Genomic DNA, 20,416 nt, shown 5'->3' on the forward strand with positions numbered 1-20,416 from the left:
TAAATTATTTTGTTGGATAAGCTGTAATTACATCGCTAGTACCATCTATTACAACAATTCTTAAAGTAGATAAATTTTCTCCATTCCCTATTCTACCTCCTTGTTTTCCAATTGTTTTCCCTAAGTTAACATCAAAAGCTCTATAACCATCTTTCAGCTTTCCTTTCATTCCTGAACTTTTTACAATATCCCATGCATCATCAATTGTACCTATCAAATCGTCAGTAGAAATAGTAAAAACACCATGAATAGCTTTTTTTGTGTTATCTGACAAATGTGCTCCTACATGAGCTAATCTATTCCCTTCTCTACTACCTAGATTATAAAATAATCCTTTAGGAGAAACTAAAGCGTTATCAGAAAGTCTTAGTGTATTTCTTGCTATTTTCCCTCCTTTTCCTAAAGCATCTCCTATAAAAGGTATCATCGAAATTCCGCTTAGAGAGGCTTGAGAATAATTTCCTTCTCCTGCATACCATGATGCATTTAAACCATCAGCAATAAAAGTTGGATCAAAAATTCCCGCAATATCTAGAGCTAAATGTCCTATATCAGAAACAGCTTTAGCAACTTGTCCTACTCCAACGGCCATTTCAATTCTATTGGTTTCTGAATCAAAACTAGGATCAGGTGTTTCTATTTTTTGCCTTAATTGCTCACCATAAGCTTTACTTACTTTTTCTACACCTTCATTGTAATTATTCTTAATACTTTGATAACCTTCATAACCAAGCCTCATTGCCTCAAAAAGCAACTGATTATTCAAAAGTTCACGTCCTTCGAGTTCTTTACCTAAACCTAATTTATTTTCTGCAAAAGCATATGTGGCATTATAAGCAAAATCTTCTGCTAATGGGTCTATACTCCAAAACCTTCCATATGCAGGATCATAAAAACGATATTTAAACTCGTTTACATTTAACCCTAATTCATCGTGATATTCTTGCCCTTGGAATGTTTTATTCTTCTGCGCAGTGCTATTCCCAAGGGCTGAGACGTTATTATTGTATCCTTTGTGTTTGAGTCCAAAAGGATAGTAATTAGATTCTTCTATAATTTCAGTACTAGCAGTAATAATACCATCATTGTTATTATCAGTATAAGATAATCTTACATTTCCTAAATGGTCTTTGTATTGGTATACGTAGTTAAAGGTACCATTATCATTCTTTACATAACCCTCTGGGTGGTTAAAGAATTCTAAGGCTCCATTTTTATAAATATGGTTTCCTGCATAGTCAGTAGTTATTCCGCTTACTGTCTTTCTTAGTTTTGAACCACTAGCATCATAAGTATAATCTATATGTTGCTCTCCAATAGTAACCCTAGTTGGTAAGTTTAAATGATTGTAAGTAATATTAGTAATGCCTTTATTAGCATCGGTTTTCATATTACCATTTACATCATAGGTATAATCATTTCCTGCTACTGTAGGATTTTTAAATCCATAATACTTATTACCATAATCTGTTACGTTTACAAGCTTATTCCCTGAATCATATTGGTAAGTCATATTATCCATAACACTAAAGGTTGAAGCAGATGAATTAGTTGCTCCGTATCTTATAAGCTTGGTAATATTACCGTTTTTATCATAGGTTATGGGCTCAGTAGGTGTTCCAATATTATAATTCCCAGTATTATCAACTGCTCCAGTAATTCTATTTAAAGCATCGTAAGTGTAAGTATATTGACTACTTACTGGGTTACCACTTGTGTTTACACTTAGTGAGTTCCAGTTAGTTTGTGCTATATTTCCATTAAATAAACGTTTATTCACATCAGATGCATCATTATACTTTAGGCTAAAGTTAAATAAATCATTGTCATTTACACCATCTTGGTTAATATTTTTTAACCAACCACGTACATTGTAGGCGTAATCTACCTTTTGTAAACCTTTGCTATTATCTACAATTTTTAGGTCTTTGATATGAGTATTATTTGAATGTATAGATATATCACCAAACAAACTTCCAGAGGATGGTGTTAAAGATATATAAAAGGTTGCACCATTCTTTTTATAATGAATTTCACTTCCTATACGTTCAACTCTAAACACATCACCAATTTTGTAAGTGGTTTTGTCTCCTATATTTTGCCCAGATTCGTATATTCTTACATTTTTATCTCCCCAAATATATATTGCGTATTCAATACTAGAATAACTTGCATTTGTGTTCGTCTGAGAAACTCCAATCATATAATATTTATGTATATTAACTGGAAAAAACTCTACATACCCATCTCCAGTAAAATTGCCTTGAGTAGCTAAACCATGATTCCAACCATTAGATCCTGTTTTTGTAATTACATCATTACTAATACTTATTCCGCTAGTTACATCTTTGTAACCTGTTTTGGTTCCGTTACCTACTAACTTTGCTTCTAATTGTCCTAATTCATCGTAATTATTTTTTACGAGTCTAGTTGAAACTTGATTGTTGATTTTTTGAGTTTGACTAACGAGCCTATCCATATGGTCATACTCAAACCTATCAATAGTTACAATATCAGCTTTTCCTGTTTTTTTATGGGTAGTATTTGATATTTCTACTTTTCCTGTAAAATCTAATTTATTTAAAATCCACTCTTCTGTGTTTAAATAGTCATTTTTATGGTGAGTCTCCCAAGCTCTTCCTTTATTATCATAATAAGTAGCTGTTGTAGTCCATTTGTCAGTACCTAATACTCTTACTTGTGATACGGTAGGCAATCCTTTTACATTAGCCGTAGCTGTCATTCCTTCCCATGTACCTGAACCTCCTGCTGGGTTAAAAAGTACGATGTCTCCAACTTCATAGTCATCATAATAATTAACAGTATAAATCTCTGTATAATTTGTTGGGTATGTTACTGCGTAATTATAATATATTTTTTGATTGTTAAAAACAACATGTGAACTTGTTCTTTTTGTATGGTTAGATGGATATTGATTAGTTATCCAGTTTTGAATGCCATTTCTAGATCCACCATCCCAGGTTTTACCTGTAATAACAACTCTACCTAATGCATCATATTTAGTAAATAACCAGTGCTTACCTGGTCTTAAAACAGCATCTTGTGTTAATACTGGACGATCCAAATTGTCATACACGATATACTCCCATCCTTTTCCTGGTATTTTCTTTTCTACTAGTCGGTTTCTATGATCGTATTTATATTGGTATCCTAAATCGTTTAATGTATTTCTTACAGTAGTAATATTGTTAACAGTAGCTTCTACTTTTGGAGGTAATACATAGGTTAGGTTTCCAAAGTCATCATATACATAATAGGTATCATGTTTTTGACCTGCATTATAGGTACGTTTTAATACTACCTGTCCTTGTTTGTTTTTAAACTCTTCTGTTGTATGGTTTACACCATCAGCTGGCATCCAGTTTTCATCTTTAGTAATTGTTTTACTTAACTGCCCAACTATAAAATATCCGCTATTGGCTGTACTTCTTTGTAAAGTAGGTGTATAGGTGTTATTTGCAAAACTAGTAGTTACATAATAGTTAATTACTTCTGATGCTGTATTAACATCATATTCAAACTTTATACTATGACTATTGTTGGTATATCCTTTTGAAGAATAGGTATTTCCTTTTTTCCAATCTTTTCCAGGTGCTGCTTGCTCATAAACTCGATTTAAAGGAGAGTTCTCTAGTACCTTTTCTGAATATGCATTTACATCTGGTAAAGATACACCTGCAAAATCAGGAGTATGTTTTGTTTGATAAAAAGCGTTGGTTGCATTAGCTACATTGCCTGTAACTATGTTTCCATTTGTAACCGTGGTTGCATACGGTAAGTACTCTTTTGTTTGGCGCCCTAAAGCATCGTACTCATAGTGTGTAACGATATCTTTTGGTGGAGCTACTGAACTAATAGCACTATTACTTTTTGCTAGTTCTGGAATAGTTAGGTTTCCTCCATCTACTTGCTCAAATAATGGACTCCAAAAGTATTGACGAACACTTGTGTCTGTACAATAATACAAGTAGTCTCGTAAACGGGTTGTAGTATGATTTGCACTCCATTTATATTCTATTCCATTAGCTACTTTGTTTCCATTAGTATCGTACAGTCCACTAACTCCTGTATCTCCTCCTGAATAATTTACTGGATGTACAACACCCACCATTAAATACCAGGTGTTTAATTGTGGTAAACCTCCAGCCCAAAAATAAGGATTGGTATTGGCTGTTCCGTTTAGGTTATTTACATTTTGAACTCCATGATAGGTTGCTCCTACATTATTAGAAGTACTCGTTTTCTTTACCCAAACAGTATATCGGTAGGTTTTATTTCTATCTATTTCAAAAAACTTCGTATTCCAACCTCCATCTGCGTTACTAGCTGCATCAGGTTTACATTCCCATAATAAATCAGTAGTTCCAAAAGGAGTAGTTCCGTTTACTATCTTATTTTCAGTACTACTCCCATTACGATTATAAAAATCAGTGGCTGTATTATTTAATGTCCAATCAATTGGCATTTCATTAGCATTGGCTAAAACACCTCCTCCTTGTAATACAATACTTTGCTTTGCGCGACCTAATCCATCAAAATATTGAATACTGGTACTTACCTTGTCTTTGTCATTCCCTACTACAGAACTTGTGGTAGCTTTTTTATATGTTTTACTGGTTACGTAATTCTCTGTTTGTGTTTGACCTACTAATAGCATAGGTAGAAACAATACGATATATAATAACTTTTTCATAGCTCTTAGTTTTTATAGTGATATGTATTCTCTTTTAATATATTTCCCTCTGCATCTTTAACCTGTTTTAAACGGTTAAAATTATCGTACTCATAATACATGGTTCTACCTCTTGGGTCTGTTACACTAGTAACTCCTATTAATGGATTGTAAGTTAATGTGGTTACTTGAGTTTGTACATTTGTGAAACTTGCACGCAAAGTTGCTAAACTAATTCGTAATGCATTTTCTGTAGTTACATTAGTATCTGCGTTAGATGCAGTCACCGCATTATTAATAGCTGTTTGTTGTGCTGAACTAATAACACCCTCGTAAGCTTCTATTTTTGCTATAGGTTGTGTTTGATTATAGCCCCATACATAGTAAATCTTTGTACCGTCTTTTTTACTAATCTCTACTGGATTTCCTTTAGTATCATACTTGTGAAATACTACACGGTCTTCTAATCCTAATGTGCTTTTGGCTGTTTGTACTTTTTGTGGTAAATAATTACTTCCAAAATTAGTATACACCGTATTTTGAGTAGATAGCTTCGTATTTCCTTTATATGATTCTACTTTTAAAGGTTCTGCTATACGATATTGATTGGTTAAGGTTTGATCTCCTAAATCAGGAGCATAATAGGTTTTAGTTTTTATTACCTCTCCTCGGCTATTAGTTACTGTTGTTTCTGAAGGCAATAGTTTGTTATTATTATACACATAGTTTTGAGTACTTACTATGTTGCCTGATGCTAAATAACTAGTACTCATTTTACTTTTTAAACGATGCCATTCTGTTGAATAACTATATAAGGCTATAAGTAACATTTCATTCCCTTGTCCTAAACCATTTCCTAAATTGTTTGCAGGCATTGCTATTGTTTCTATACCAAAATAAGGAGCATGATAGGTGTTGACAGTTTCATAGGTAGTTTCTTGCTTACTTACCAATTGATTTTCAGCATTAAACACTTCTAGTTTTTCTAAATTCCCTCGTAACCAATCTCTATAAATAACAGTCTTAAAGTTATTTGGGTACATATTACTATAATAAACAGTATTATGTGGGTTATCCGGACTTCCTAAGTGCCTTGAGAAAGTATACCTTTTTTTACCATTGTTAATACCACCTGTGTAAGTTTCTGTTACATTTTTGTATCCTGCATATCCACCTTTGGTTAGCTCTAATTGTTTTCCTACCGTAGAATAAATTGCGATTGCTCCACTTTGATAATTCTCACAACTTCCTCCTCCTTTATAATTAAAATTTACAAAATTTGGAAAACCAACTGAAAAACCACTTGAAATATTACCTGACTGTTCAAAAGATTCATAATTAAAACTTCTTGACATTGCCAACTTCCCTAAAGATTCGTAAGTACTTATTTGTGCTATTCGTAAGCCTCCATAAATATATTCATTAGGTTTTGGATCAGTAGTCCAATTCATGGTTACTGAAAAAGTTTTTCCTGCTCCAGAAGAACTACTTGGTGATGATGGTGGTAAACCACCACCTCCTAAACAATTAGGATCTGTTAATGGATCACAACCTCCTCCACCTCCTGAAGAGCTTGAAGTTGCTTTTGCGGTAACTTTATAAGATCCTGGTGCAAAAGTGTACTCTAAATTAGGATTTAGAATAGTTAAACTAAAGTTAGGATTACTAACTCCTTTCACTTTTAATGTATAATCACATGATGTGCTATTAAAAAGTGGTCCACACCCTGTCATACTACTTGTAAAAGTAACAAGACCATCACTATTACTTGGAATGGTAAATGCCATTGAATAATCTATTGCTGGATCTGAATCTTGAAACAATGAACTATTGGTAAAATGCTTAGTTACTTTTGTTAAATGATCTATATAATTAGCTGCACTACCATCAAAAACACTTACGTAGTTATTATCCCATACAAAACTATCATATCCACCTGTTGGATAGGTTATTTTAGTCAGAGTTCCTGCTTGGGTAAATGATGGATCCACAGCTCTGTCTGCATTACCAATGTATCCTAATGTATTGTATTTATCTTTTGCTATTAAAGAGGCATTTGTTTTTCCATTGAAAAAACCAAAATAATCCATAGATTTTGAATAACGTCCTGGTAATTTTGTTGCATGGTATTCAAAAGTGTAAGGGTTTAATGTATTTGAATTTGCATCAAACTGCCTAACAGAATTTAATTGTAAGCGATATTTCCCCTCTCCATAATAATCAAAAGGAGAACCAGAATTTGTTCCTTGCTCCATACTGGTTATAAGTTCTATTCCTTTTACAAAATTATTATGCTTATCATATAATTTTATTTTTTTTAATGGATATGACTTGTGCAAATCTAAACGCTCAGTTGTTCCTTTTTCAAATACTATTTTTCCTTCAGGAAATTCTATACTTGCTATTTTAGGCTGTGTAAATTCTTTCTTTAAAAAATTAATTGTCAATCCTTTTTTAGGCGAACAATTTGATTCTATAAATTCTTCATTAATTCTTTGAGTAGTTTTTACTCCTGATTCTACTGTATAATGAAATTTGATACTTTGATCACTTGTTGGAAAAACAACATCTAAGAGCATCCAAGTCTGAAAAAATGGAGTACTAGAACTTCCATAATTTTGAGAGTTTCCTGAAGTAAATCCTTGAGGAGTTAAAGAAACATTTTGACTACTAATAATTCGTTCTTGACCTGTTCTTAATCCATCTGATGACTTTCCAAAATGATAGGCTACTCCATTAGGAGTCGTTATTTTAAAACCTACAATTCTTCCTCCTGCATTTTTAGTTTCTATTTTCAAGTTACTATAAGATACTTGAACAAACTTATTCAAAGATTGATCATAAAAAAACTTCCCTGAACCTCCTGGGAAATTAAAATTAAAAATATCAGCTTCATAATCTCGTTGATGAGCCATATTCTGAAGCAAATGATATGTTTGCCCATCAAAGTTCATCGAATTAGGGTTTCTAGATAATAAATCTTGTACAGTAAATTGCGTATGCATATACCCATAAGTTGGTGTATCATCTGGTAACCCTCGTAAAGTACGAGTTACCAACCCTCCAGGATTTAAATTCCATCCGGTTCCTACCCAAGATGCAATGTCTTCTACCCGAACACCTCCTGAATTATAACTTAAATTGATAGGTACTGATACTCCATTACTAGAAATTGTATGAAATGGAACCGAAATGTTTGGTGTTCCTGTATACAACGATACTTCTACTTGTGAATGTTTAATTAATGCAGCTGCCTCTGGCGATGGTGGCACTACTTTAGGTAAATCTTGCGCATACCCCCATGCACATACAAGTACCATAACGGCACTTAAGAATACTCTTCTCATAAAATATAGTGTGTTTAATTAGCAATTATTTTATCCTTTCAAATGCAAAACTACTCTTTTTTAACAGTTTAAAAAATATTTTTACACTTAAAATCAAAGAGTTGCTGTTTTATGAGTATTCAAAAGTTAAGAATATTAAAACTATCCACAGTTACACCCTTTGTTACAATTAGTATCTTTTTTAGTTTTAAAAAAGAATTTTCTAACTAGAAAAACAACTGCTAAAACAACAATACTATATGTTATAATTTCTTGCATTAGCTTAAAGTTTGATAAGATATTAATGCTACTACATAAGCTAAAACTCCCATACCAACCAATTGTATTATAGGCCATTTCCAGCTTTTTGTTTCACGTTTAACAATAGCCAGTGTAGCCATACATTGCATAGCAAACGCATAAAATAAAAGTAAAGACATCCCTGTAGCAAAATCAAACCTTTTTTTACCTGTGTCTGGATTTAATTCAGATTCCATTTTTTGCTTAATAGTTGTAATATCTTCATCATTATTTTCTACACTATAAATAGTAGCCAACGTACCAATAAACACTTCTCGTGCAGCAAAAGAAGCGATTAAACCAATACCTATTTTCCAGTCATACCCTAGAGGTTTTACTATTGGCTCAATAGTTTTACCCATAATACCTATATAAGAACTCTCTAATTTTGCTGAAGCTATTTTTTGATGTAGCTCTTTATCTGAAAGCTTCATCTCTACATTCTTTTCAGTAATCACTTTCTCAACATTTTCATAAGAAGATGGACCGTGTGATGCTAAAAACCATAAAACAATTGAAATAGCTAAGATTATTTTTCCTGCTCCAAAAACAAACGCCTTTGTTTTCTCCAAAACATCTAAAAAAACATTTTTTAAAGAGGGTAATTTATAGTTAGGCATTTCAACAACAAAAAACGTAGTACTTTTTATTTTTAAACTTTTATGCAGTATGTATGCTGCTATAATAGCAGCTGCAAAACCTAAAAAATATAAACTTAATAAGGTTAATCCTTGTAAACTTAAAAAACCAAAAACTTTAGTATCAGGAATTACCAAAGCAATTAAAATAGCGTATACTGGTAATCTAGCTGAGCAAGTAGTAAAAGGAGTTACTAAAATGGTTATTAATCGTTCTTTCCAACTTGATATAGTTCGAGTAGCCATAATAGCTGGTATAGCACATGCTGTTCCTGATATTAATGGAATAACACTCTTTCCGCTCATTCCAAAACGACGCATTATTTTATCCATTAAAAACACTACCCTACTCATGTATCCTGTTTCTTCTAAAACAGCTATAAACAAAAATAAAATAGCAATTTGTGGTATAAATATAACTACACCTCCTATTCCGGGAATAATTCCTTCGGTTAACAAATCAGTAAGTTTTCCTTTCGGAAATATATCTTTTGCCTTATCAGTGATATCAGCAAATAAACCATCAATAAAATCCATTGGAGTAGAAGCCCAATCAAAAATCGATTGAAATATTAATAATAGGAGTCCAAAGAAAATAATGTACCCAAAGATTTTATGGGTAAAAATGGCATCTAATTTACTTCTTAAATCCTTAGCTTTTGATTTATCTACGCTGTATGTTTTTTTTAAAACTTCATTTATTAGTTGGTAACGATAGATAGTTTCTTTATGCTGATATTTTTTTTTCTTTTGAAATATCATTCTTTAAAAAAAGCAACTCCTTTTTTTCTTCAGCCGTTAAAAGTGAAGTTTGATTTTTTGTAAGCATTAACCATAATTCATACACTGAAAAACGATTGCTTATTCTTTTAAAATTTTCAAAATATTCTATGTCAATTTTAGAATAAATTTGAGCAAAGTTTGAAGAATAAGTTGACTTACTTGAACTAATTATTTCTTTCTTAAGCACATCGATTCCTTTCTTATTTCTAGCAGAAATCAACACTACTTTTGTTTGTAATTCTTTTTCTAAAGTTTTAATATCAATTAAAATCCCTTTCTTTTCCATTTGATCGGCCATGTTTATTGCCAATACAGTTGGAATTTCTAAGTCTTGAATTTGGGAAAAAAGCAGTAAATTTCTTTTTAAATTTTCTACATCAGCAACAACAACAATTACATCAGGAATATCTTCTTCATTTGTACTCATTAATGTTTTAAGTACAATACTTTCATCTATTGAAGTCGGATTTATACTATAAGTACCTGGCAAATCAGTTATAACTGCTGTTTTACCTTCTGGTAACTTACACGTTCCTTGTTTTTTATCAACTGTTACTCCAGGATAATTTCCTACTTTTTGATTTAACCCGGTTAGTTGATTAAATAAAGATGTTTTTCCTGTATTTGGATTTCCAATTAATGATACTTTAATCTTATTGCTCATCCTTAAATTTTAGTTACTACTATTTGACAAGCGGTTTCTTTACGTATCGCTAAATGACTACCATTAACACATATATACATAGGGTCTTTAAACGGGGCAATTTGTAATAATTCAACCTCAGTTCCAGGCAAACACCCCATTTCTAATAATTTTAAAGGTATTCTATCTAAACAGCTTTCAGATATAATGCCTTTTTCCCCGATTTTTAACGATGCTATTGTGCTCAAAAAAAGTTTGTGTTAGCTTGCAAATATACTAAATAGAACGATTCTAAACTACTTATTGATCGTATTAATTCTATTTACAAAATACTTATTGTTCACTATTGGTGAAATAGTATATTTGTAATATGACTTTCGAGGAAATTATTGGACAAGAGCACATAAAAAATCATTTAAAAAAATCTGCTGAAAATGGAAGAATACCACATGCTCAATTATTTATAGGCAAAGAAGGCTGTGGCACCTTGCCAATGGCTATTGCCTATGCACAACATTTACTATGTAGTTTTTCTGAAAATAAAGAAGCATGTACAATAAAATGTAATAAACTTCAACACCCTGACTTACATTTTGCTTTTCCAGTAACTACAACTGACTCTGTAAAAAGGCACCCAGTAAGTAATTTATTTTTAGAAGAATGGAGGTCTTTTATTAAAGAACAACCTTATGGAAGTTTATTTAATTGGTTACAACATATTGGTGTAGAAAATAAGCAAGGTCAAATCGGTGTTGATGAGGCTGAAGATGTTGTAAAAAAATTACAATTAAAATCATATGAAGGAGGTTTTAAAGTAATGATAATTTGGATGGCAGAAAAAATGAATATTGCTGCATCAAATAAGTTATTAAAGTTAATTGAAGAACCTCCAAATAAAACTATTTTTCTATTAGTAACAGAAGATGAAGGCCAAATAATTAACACTATAAAATCAAGATGTCAAGCTTTACATTTTCCTGTTTTAGGGAATGCTGATCTTGTAAAAAGTTTAATTCAAAGAGAAGGTATTCAAGAGAATGAAGCTTTAAAATTAGCACATCAATCTGAAGGAAACTATAACAAGGCTGTTCATTTATTACACAATAACTCAAACGATACCATCTTCGAAGAATGGTTTATTACTTGGATTCGTAGTGCCTTTAGAGCTAAAGGAAATGCAGCTGTAATACAAGATCTAATTGGTTGGTCAGAAGCAATTGCAGGATCTGGTAGAGAAACCCAAAAACAATTTTTACAATACTGCTTACAATTTTTCAGACAAGCACTGTTATTAAACTATGGTACTCCTGATTTAGTTTTCTTAGAAACAACCTCTCCTAGTTTTGATTTGTCTAAATTTTCACCTTTCATTCATAGTGGAAATATCTTAACCATAGAAAAAGAAGTAAGCGATGCTCAATATCATATTGAGCGTAATGGAAATGCTAAAATAATTTTATTAGATTTATCCATTAAACTAACGCGCCTTTTACATACAAAAGAAGAAAAAATTAAAGCATAATGAAAAAAATTAAAATAGTCATTTCCTTTATCATGATAATGCTATTAGCTTTAGCGTGCAAAGAGAAAAAAAAATCTTTATCAACTTATATGATTGGTAATTGGGAAACTTCATATATTAAAATTGAAATGCCAACTGTTAATAAAACAGATAGCACTAGTGTATTTGAAGATGATTTTAGTAAACCTAATTCTGGTAAAGCTCAATCTAATTATAAAAAAGATGGAACTTTTACCGCATGGTTTAAACTTACTGATGGTAAAAAAACTGGTGAAACTGGCGGTATATGGAAAACTAGAAATGATAGTTTGTATGTTGAATATCCTTATTTAGGAAAACAAGTAAAAGCTTGGTATCATATTACACAGACCTCTGAAGGGTTTGATGGAAAAGTTATTTACGATTGGGATAATGACGGTGATTCTGATGATATATTATATATGAAATCTAAAAAAATAGCTCTTAAAAATTGATAATTCTAAATAACATATCACTACGTATTCGAATATTTTTATCAATGATATTATTAATATTATTGGCATCAATATTAATTGTTTCTGTTACTATTTTACAATATGACGAGCAAACAAAAGAATACAACACTCAACGTTTTGGAAGAAAAGAAGAAGCAACCAAGCAAAATATTGAAATAGAACTAAATACAACCACATACGGAGTTACTACAAATAATCTTTCAAAAATTTTTCAAAATAAAATTTATGAAATAGCAACAATACACAAACTTACTATTTCAATGTATGATATGAGTGGAAAACTATTAAAGTCATCCATTCCATATAGTTTTGACAAAGCTAAAGAAATAGCCCTTTCAAAAGAGATATTAATGCAACTTGCTTTAAATTCTGAACACAGGGTTGTGCCTCCGGGAAAAAAAGAAAAAGAAGTAACTTATCAATCATCTTATACATACATAAACGATTCAAGATATAAACGGATTGGTATTCTTCAATTACAAATTGCACAAGATAACGAAGATCAAAAAAAGGAATTGCGTGAGTTTATGTCAAGGCTTTTATTCGTGTATTTATTCATGTTTATTTTAGCCATAATATTAGCTTATTTTCTTTCAAGTTACATTACTAGATCTATTCAAACTATATCACAAAAAATTAAAGAAACTCGTTTAAATAAACGTAACGAAAAAATCACTTTAGAAGCTGCTAGTTCAGAAATAAATTCACTTGTTGAATCATACAACAATATGATTGATCAATTAGAAGAAAGTGCAGTAAAGCTAGCACAAAGTGAACGTGAACAAGCCTGGAAAGAAATGGCAAAACAGGTTGCTCATGAAATTAAAAACCCATTAACTCCAATGCGCTTATCTGTTCAAAGTTTTGAAAGAAAATTTAATCCTGAGGCACCAAATATAAAGGAAAAACTTACAGAATACAGTCAAACACTTATTCAACAAATAGATGTTATGAGCTCTATTGCTTCTGCTTTTTCTGACTTTGCAAAAATGCCTACACAACGTCGAGAAAAATTAGATGTTATTGATGTTGTAAAACATGCATTAGATATTTTCACCGAAAACTACATTATTTATATCGCTGAAGAATCAAACTTAATGGCTAACTTAGATAAAACACAATTAATACGTATTGTAACTAATTTAGTTAAAAATGCTACTCAAGCCATGAAAAAGGATGGTACACCTCCTAAAATTGAAGTAAAAGTAGCATCAGAAAACAACAATGTAAAAATCACTGTTTCAGACAACGGTAAAGGTATTATAGAAAAAAATAAAGATCTTATTTTTGAACCAAAATTCACTACCAAAACAAGTGGGATGGGACTAGGATTACCTATGATTAAAAAAATTATTGAAACTTACGATGGCTCTATTAGTTTTTCATCAACTGAAGGTATAGGAACAGTTTTTACTGTGATTTTACCAAAAACTTAATGGATAACTAATAAAGAAGCTTTATATAATATAACTTACTATAACATGAATTTTGAAAATATTTTAATTGAACAAAGTAACGGACTAGCAACTATAACTATTAATCGTCCTAAAAAATTAAATGCTTTAAACAAAAAGACAATTGAAGAACTTCATGACGCTTTTGAAACATTAGAAAACGATTCATCTACTAAAGTTATCATAATTACTGGTAGTGGAGAAAAAGCTTTTGTTGCTGGTGCTGATATTTCTGAGTTTGCTCATTTTTCAGTTGAAGAAGGAGGGCGTTTAGCAAAAAAAGGGCAAGAAATGTTATTTGATTTTGTTGAAAACTTATCAACTCCAGTTATAGCTGCTGTAAATGGTTTTGCCCTAGGTGGTGGGTTAGAATTAGCTATGTCATGCCATTTCAGAATTGCTTCTGACAATGCTAAAATGGGACTTCCTGAAGTTTCTTTAGGCGTAATTCCAGGATATGGAGGTACACAGCGTTTACCACAGTTAGTTGGAAAAGGTAAAGCTATGGAGTTAATTATGACAGCAGGAATGATTGATGCTAATGAAGCTAAAGATTGTGGCCTTGTAAACCACATAACAACCACAGAAGAATTACTTCCTCTAGCTGAAAAATTAGCTAGTAAAATTATGAGAAACTCATCAGTAGCCATTAGTGCAGCTATCAAAGCTGTTAATGATAATTTTAAAGATGGAATTAATGGATTTGAATCAGAAATATCTGAATTTGGAAATTGTTTTGGTACTGAAGATTTTAAAGAAGGAACAACTGCTTTTTTAGAAAAAAGAAAACCTAATTTCCCAGGAGCTTAATTTATGAAGTACCTAAAAGTAATAATATTATATTTTTTATTTTTCTGTGCAGTTACAATTTCTGCACAGGAATTTAAAGATAGCATTTATAAAAAAGAACTTATACAACTTTCAGATTCTTTACAAAACAGTACTGAAATAAGGAAGAGTATTTCTTTTATGAAAAAAATGCTGTTTTTAGCAGAAAAAAACAAAGATACTTTTAGAATAATACAATTTTTACACACCATTGGAAGGAGAAGTCAGTTTATAAGTGAAAACCATTCTTCTATTGTTTTCTTTAAAAAAGAACTTGCTCTTTTAAAAAATAACAACTTAAACTTTAAAGAAAAAGACTTACTAAATAAAGCTAAAATAGCTCCAATAGAAGTTTTAGCACAATTAGGAAATAATTATTCTGCAATAGGAAACACTACATTAGCTTTAGATTATTTTTATAAAAGTGAAAGTATTGCAGAAAAAGAAAATTTAGAATTTTACAAAGCCGTCATACCAATACTTATTGGGGGAGTAAAATTTAAAGCTAACAACTACAAAGATGCTTTAAAAGAATATAAAAGAGGGTACAAATTTCTGAACGAAACAACTAAAATAGATACTGCTAACAAACGATTTAATTCTTCTTTAACTTTAATATCTATTAGTAATACTTATCTAAAACTAAACCAATTAGATTCTGCAAAGCTTTCTATAAAAAAGGGTATTGAAAAAGGCTTAGATACAATCAATGGTTTGGTTCGCATTAACTTTCAATCGCAAATTGGGCGTATACTTTTAGAAGAAAAAAAGCACAATGAAGCTCTTACTCAGTTTTTAAAACTAAAGAAAATATCTGATGAATATGATATAAATTCAGGCATTACCTACTATTACAAAGATTTATCTGAAGCATACACTAAGGTTTCTCAATACGACTCAGCAATTGCTGTTATGCATAAAGGTATTGATATAATGAAAACCAAAACTAAAGAGTTTAATTTGGTTGAAGATTACAAAGCCTTAGCCAAAATATACAAGCTTTCTGGGAATATAGAAAAATCAAATAACTACTACGAAAAGTATGTACTAAATCAATCTATTTTAGACAAAGAAAGAAGGGAGATTCTTACCTCTTTCCATAATAAAGAAATAGAAAATTTAGCATCAGAAAAAAAAATTCAACAAAAAAACATTTCTTATTTAGCAATAAGCGGTGCATTAATAATTGCCTTATTACTCTTATTTTTATTTAAAACTTCTAAAAAAAACAAAAAGGACTCTGCTTCTTTTAATGAGTTAATAAATAAAATACAACAGTTAGAAGAACAGCAAAAAATTATTGACACTAAAGATAAAACAATAGAAGAAAAAAGTACTTTAGATATAAACCCTGAAACTTATCAAGAAATTTTATCTGGCTTAAAAAAACTAGAAGAACACAATTATTTTTTGAAACAGGATTGTAATTCATATAATGTAGCTAAAAAAATAAAAACTAATACTTCATATTTATCTAAAGTAATAAACGCGCATTATCAAAAAAATTTCAACACATACATTAATGATTTAAGAATTAATCATGCTGTATTAAAGTTAAAAGAAAACAAACAATTTAGAGCTTATTCTATTCAATCTATCTCAGAAGAAATTGGATATAAAAGTACAGATTCTTTTACTAAATATTTTAAAAGAAGAACAGGATTACTTCCTTCAGTTTATATTAAAAAACTGAATTCCATTTCATAAAATAATACTTTATAAAAACAAAAACTATGAGTTTTCACCCTAAATTTATAAAATTAGGGTTTAGTTATCTTCTTAAAAAACATCTTCATAAATAGAATACAATACATTGAAAAACAATCAGTTATAACCGTTCCGTGTTCCCTATTTTTCTAAAAACAGGCTTCATTAACTTGTAATACACATTTTTAAATCAAATCTTTGTACAAGAAATTAAACACAAGATTAATTCTAATAATGATGAAAAAAACACCAAAAACAATATTTATACTTTTTATATTTTTAACACTAGGAGGTTTATTTGGTTACACTGTTAGTTCTTCATTACATTCAATTGATAAATCTAAAAGCATACTTAAGGCATTAAAAGAAAATTGTAATTGTAAAGAAATAAACCAAGTTCTATATGCTACAGGTATTCAATATGGAAAAAACGGTTTAAGTACTGAGAAAGGAGAATATGAATTAATTGATTGTGAGTTTTCATCTTTAAAAAAAGAAGTTGAAAGAATTCAACAAATATTAAATAATAAAATTGACAACTTTAATCAAGTTGATTTATTAGAATTCGACTTCATAAATGGTAAAAACTCAAAAACTGTAATTATTAAAAAAGGGATTATTCAATAAATAAAAAAATTATGATAGTAGTAATAACAAAAATAATATTGGTAACTGTAAGTTTTGTTTTAATCGTTTTACAAAATATTTTTCGATAATGTTCAAAAATCAATTACACAATAAAAATCAACTTTACGTTTTTATTATTGCAGCAATAATAGCTGCAATAAAATATGTAGTACTAGAGATATTCTTTAAATAAACAGCATATTTAGGCTAATGAGTATTTACTATATAAAAAAAACAGCATCTGAAAAAAATCTAAATGCTGTTTCTTAACTTAAGGGAAAAAAATTTTATCGGGGATCGATGTTTCAAACATACACTATTTTTTTAAAACACACAATTAACATAAAATTTATTTTTTATTAACATATAATTTACATTGGATATAAATAATACTTATGCCCATTCAATAAAAAACTGTTTCAAAAATACTTCCATAAAATCATGCCTTTCTTGAGCTATTTTTCTTCCCGTATTGGTATTCATTTTATCTTTTAACAATAAAAGCTTTTCATAAAAATGATTTATTGTTGGTGCTTTAGACTTCTTATACTCTTCTTTAGTCATAGATAAATTAGGAAGTATACTAGGATTATAAATCTCTCTATTCTTAAACCCTCCATAATTAAAACAACGAGCAATTCCTATAGCACCTATTGCATCTAACCGATCAGCATCTTGAATAACATCAAGTTCAGCAGATTTAAATTGTTGCTTAAAATTACCTCCTTTATATGAAATATTGGTAATTATATTTTCTACATGTACTATAACATCATCATTAACCTTTTTAGTTTCTAAAAAGAATCGTGCTTTTTTCGGTCCTACTGTCTCATCTCCATCATGAAATTTACTATCAGCTATATCATGTAATAAAGCACCTAAAGCTACTACAAATTCATCTACATCTTCTTTTTCAGCAATTAGTAAAGCATTTTTATAAACCCTTTCAACATGAAAAAAATCATGTCCTCCTTCTGCTCCTTTAAGCGTTTCTTTTACAAAAGTTATTGTACTATTTATAATTTCTTTTTTATCCATAAAACAAAAATACATCAAATAAAAAACCCTAAGCTAATGCCTAAGGTTTTCATTTTTGTTAAAAATAAAAGTTTACGCCAAAACTTTATTTTTTAATATGCTGTTTTTAACCAAATACTCAGCTATTTGAATTGTATTAGTAGCAGCTCCTTTACGTAAATTATCAGAAACTATCCACATATTTAATGTATTTGATTGAGATTCATCTCTTCTAATTCTACCTACAAAAACTTCATCTTTATTATGAGCGTTAATAGGCATTGGATACACATTTTCTTTTACATTATCTTGAACTATAACTCCTTCAGTTCCTGCCAAAATCTCACGTACTTTAGTCAAATCAAAATCATTTTCAAATTGAATATTTACAGATTCTGAATGCCCCCCAGCTGTAGGAATTCTAACCGCTGTAGCAGTAATAGAAAAAGAATCATCACGTAAAATCTTTTTTGGTTCCTTTACCAACTTCATCTCTTCTTTAGTATATCCGTTTTCTAAAAAAATATCACAATGAGGTAAAGCGTTTCTTCCTATTGGGTGTGGATAAGCCATTTCTCCTTCAACTCCAGCTTCTTCATTATCTAATTGCTGAACAGCTTTTACTCCTGTTCCTGAAACTGATTGATACGTTGAAATTACAACACGCTTCATTCTATACTCTTTATGCAATGGGCCTAATGCCATTACCAATTGAATTGTAGAACAGTTTGGGTTTGCTATAATTTTATCTTCTTTCGTTAATACATCACCATTAATTTCAGGCACCACTAATTTCTTAGTCGGATCCATTCTCCATGCTGATGAATTATCGATAACCGTCGTTCCAACTTCAGCAAATTTTGGAGCCCACTCTAAAGAGGTTTCTCCCCCAGCTGAAAATAAAGCAACATCTGGCTTCATTTCTACAGCTGTAGCTAAATTTACTACTGAATACTCTTTTCCATTGTAAGGTAATAATTTACCTACTGAACGTTCAGACGCAACAGGAATCAACTCTGTTACTGGAAAGTTTCGTTCTGCTAATACTTGTAACATTACATTACCTACCATTCCGGTAGCTCCAACAACTGCTACTCTCATTGTTTTTTAATTTTATAGTGTGTTATAACTGTTTATATAATAGTTACAAAGGTTTAAAAAATAACTATTAGTTGTATATTAAATTTAGGTTTTTTTATAGCCACGTTTAATTATTATCAAATTAAGATCAAAAAGCCATATTTTAAACAACAAAGTTCAAAAAAGCAGTATCTTTGCCATGATCTTATAAAGAATCACAATATATTTTGTTTAACTAAAAAGTATAGCATGCAACTGTACAACAAGTTAAGTGCGATAGAACGCGCTGCACTAATTGACGAAGCGGGAAAAGACCGTTTAACTATTTCATTCTATCAATATCATAAGATAGAAAACCCACAATTATTTAGAGATAAATTATTCCTAGAATGGAATGAATTAGATGTACTAGGAAGAACCTATGTATCTAACGAAGGTATTAATGCTCAAATTTCTGTTTCTTCTGACAGAATGATTGAATTAAAAAATCAATTAGATGCCATTTCTTTTCTAAAAGATATACGTTTAAACGTAGCTGTGGAACAAGACAATAAATCATTTTTAAAATTAAAAGTTAAAGTCCGTAATAAGATTGTTGCTGACGGATTAAATGATAATACATTTGATGTTACTAATAAAGGTGTTCATTTAAGCGCTAAAGAATTTAATGATATGTTAGCAAACCCTAACACCGTTTGTGTAGATATGCGTAATCATTATGAAAGTGAAATTGGTCATTTTGAAGGAGCTGTAACACCTGATGTTGATACTTTTAGAGATTCTTTAGATATTATTGAAGAAGACTTAAAAGACCATAAAGAAGATAAAAATCTTTTAATGTATTGTACGGGTGGAATTCGTTGTGAAAAAGCATCTGCCTACTATAAACACAAAGGATTTAAAAATGTTTTTCAATTAGAAGGAGGTATCATAGAATACACTCGTCAAGTAAAATCAGAAGGCATAGAAAACAAGTTTTTAGGAAAGAATTTTGTTTTTGATCATAGAAGGGCAGAAAAAATTACTGATGATGTAATTTCAAACTGTCATCAATGTGGAAAATCTTGTGATACACACACTAATTGTGCCAACGAAGGTTGTCATTTATTATTTATTCAATGTGATGATTGTGCTGAAAAAATGGAGAATACATGTTCTTCTAAGTGCCAGGAAATAATTCAACTACCATTTGAAGAACAAAAAGAGTTGCGTAAAGGAACTCATGCTAGCAACAAAATTTTCAAAAAAGGACGTTCTGAAGCTTTAAAATTTAAAAAGTAAGACAAACGTTTTTTCACGAAACA

General features: G+C 30.3%; 13 protein-coding genes and 1 pseudogene. 7 read left to right on the top strand and 7 right to left on the bottom strand.

Annotated features, from left to right (window positions below):
• Positions 1-4: 4 nt before the first annotated feature.
• The 5 genes and pseudogenes from BLV71_RS04600 to BLV71_RS04620 form a co-directional block, all read right to left on the bottom strand.
• A complete protein-coding gene (locus tag BLV71_RS04600; protein WP_093869413.1) occupies positions 5-4,714 on the bottom strand; it encodes a DUF6443 domain-containing protein in 4,710 nt (1,569 codons plus the stop codon).
• Positions 4,715-4,719: 5 nt separating this feature from the next.
• The gene (locus BLV71_RS04605) at positions 4,720-8,040 is read right to left on the bottom strand and encodes an RHS repeat domain-containing protein (protein ID WP_143032756.1); all 3,321 of its coding nucleotides are present in this window, start codon (positions 8,038-8,040) and stop codon (positions 4,720-4,722) included.
• A 141-nt stretch (positions 8,041-8,181) separates the two neighbouring features.
• Entirely contained in the window at positions 8,182-8,376 is a 195-nt protein-coding gene (locus tag BLV71_RS18995) for a FeoB-associated Cys-rich membrane protein (RefSeq protein WP_369813908.1), read from the bottom strand.
• A pseudogene (gene feoB, locus BLV71_RS04615) lies at positions 8,298-10,404 on the bottom strand (ferrous iron transport protein B). The gene BLV71_RS18995 and the pseudogene feoB overlap by 79 nt, the downstream one beginning before the upstream one ends.
• Before the next feature lie 2 nt (positions 10,405-10,406).
• Positions 10,407-10,631 (bottom strand): FeoA family protein, encoded by a 225-nt coding sequence (locus BLV71_RS04620; RefSeq protein ID WP_093869416.1) that lies wholly within the window; start codon positions 10,629-10,631, stop codon positions 10,407-10,409.
• A 122-nt stretch (positions 10,632-10,753) separates the two neighbouring features.
• Between BLV71_RS04620 and BLV71_RS04625 the strand changes: the two genes are divergently transcribed.
• The 6 genes from BLV71_RS04625 (at position 10,754) to BLV71_RS04650 (ending at position 17,015) form a co-directional block, all read left to right on the top strand.
• The gene (locus BLV71_RS04625) at positions 10,754-11,905 is read left to right on the top strand and encodes a DNA polymerase III subunit (RefSeq protein ID WP_093869417.1); all 1,152 of its coding nucleotides are present in this window, start codon (positions 10,754-10,756) and stop codon (positions 11,903-11,905) included.
• Complete coding sequence (locus BLV71_RS04630; protein ID WP_093869418.1) at positions 11,905-12,378, top strand: hypothetical protein; 474 nt, start codon at positions 11,905-11,907, stop codon at positions 12,376-12,378. The genes BLV71_RS04625 and BLV71_RS04630 overlap by 1 nt, the downstream gene beginning before the upstream one ends.
• A gap of 44 nt (positions 12,379-12,422) precedes the next feature.
• On the top strand, positions 12,423-13,835 hold the full coding sequence (locus BLV71_RS04635; protein WP_093869419.1) for a sensor histidine kinase: 1,413 nt from the start codon (positions 12,423-12,425) through the stop codon (positions 13,833-13,835).
• Between the two features lie 45 nt (positions 13,836-13,880).
• Complete coding sequence (locus BLV71_RS04640; protein WP_093869420.1) at positions 13,881-14,663, top strand: enoyl-CoA hydratase/isomerase family protein; 783 nt, start codon at positions 13,881-13,883, stop codon at positions 14,661-14,663.
• Positions 14,664-14,666: 3 nt separating this feature from the next.
• Positions 14,667-16,388 (top strand): helix-turn-helix domain-containing protein, encoded by a 1,722-nt coding sequence (locus BLV71_RS04645; RefSeq protein WP_093869421.1) that lies wholly within the window; start codon positions 14,667-14,669, stop codon positions 16,386-16,388.
• 234 nt (positions 16,389-16,622) lie between these two features.
• Positions 16,623-17,015, top strand: a complete 393-nt coding sequence (locus BLV71_RS04650; RefSeq protein WP_093869422.1) for a hypothetical protein — start codon at positions 16,623-16,625, stop codon at positions 17,013-17,015.
• Between the two features lie 393 nt (positions 17,016-17,408).
• Here BLV71_RS04650 and BLV71_RS04655 read toward each other — a convergent pair whose 3' ends face one another.
• Together BLV71_RS04655 and BLV71_RS04660 are read right to left on the bottom strand one after the other, a co-directional pair.
• Positions 17,409-18,053, bottom strand: a complete 645-nt coding sequence (locus BLV71_RS04655; protein WP_093869423.1) for an HD domain-containing protein — start codon at positions 18,051-18,053, stop codon at positions 17,409-17,411.
• A gap of 72 nt (positions 18,054-18,125) precedes the next feature.
• Positions 18,126-19,133 carry an aspartate-semialdehyde dehydrogenase gene (locus tag BLV71_RS04660; RefSeq protein WP_093869424.1) on the bottom strand — a complete coding sequence of 336 codons (1,008 nt, stop codon included), beginning with the start codon at positions 19,131-19,133 and terminating at the stop codon, positions 18,126-18,128.
• A 228-nt stretch (positions 19,134-19,361) separates the two neighbouring features.
• Here BLV71_RS04660 and BLV71_RS04665 point away from each other — a divergent pair, with 228 nt between their 5' ends.
• Positions 19,362-20,393: an oxygen-dependent tRNA uridine(34) hydroxylase TrhO gene (locus BLV71_RS04665; RefSeq protein WP_093869425.1), complete on the top strand. Its 1,032-nt coding sequence runs from the start codon at positions 19,362-19,364 to the stop codon at positions 20,391-20,393.
• Positions 20,394-20,416 lie beyond the last annotated feature (23 nt).

Origin of the sequence: Tenacibaculum sp. MAR_2010_89, from assembly GCF_900105985.1 — a bacterium.
In the GTDB taxonomy this organism is placed as follows: Bacteria; Bacteroidota; Bacteroidia; order Flavobacteriales; family Flavobacteriaceae; genus Polaribacter; species Polaribacter halocynthiae.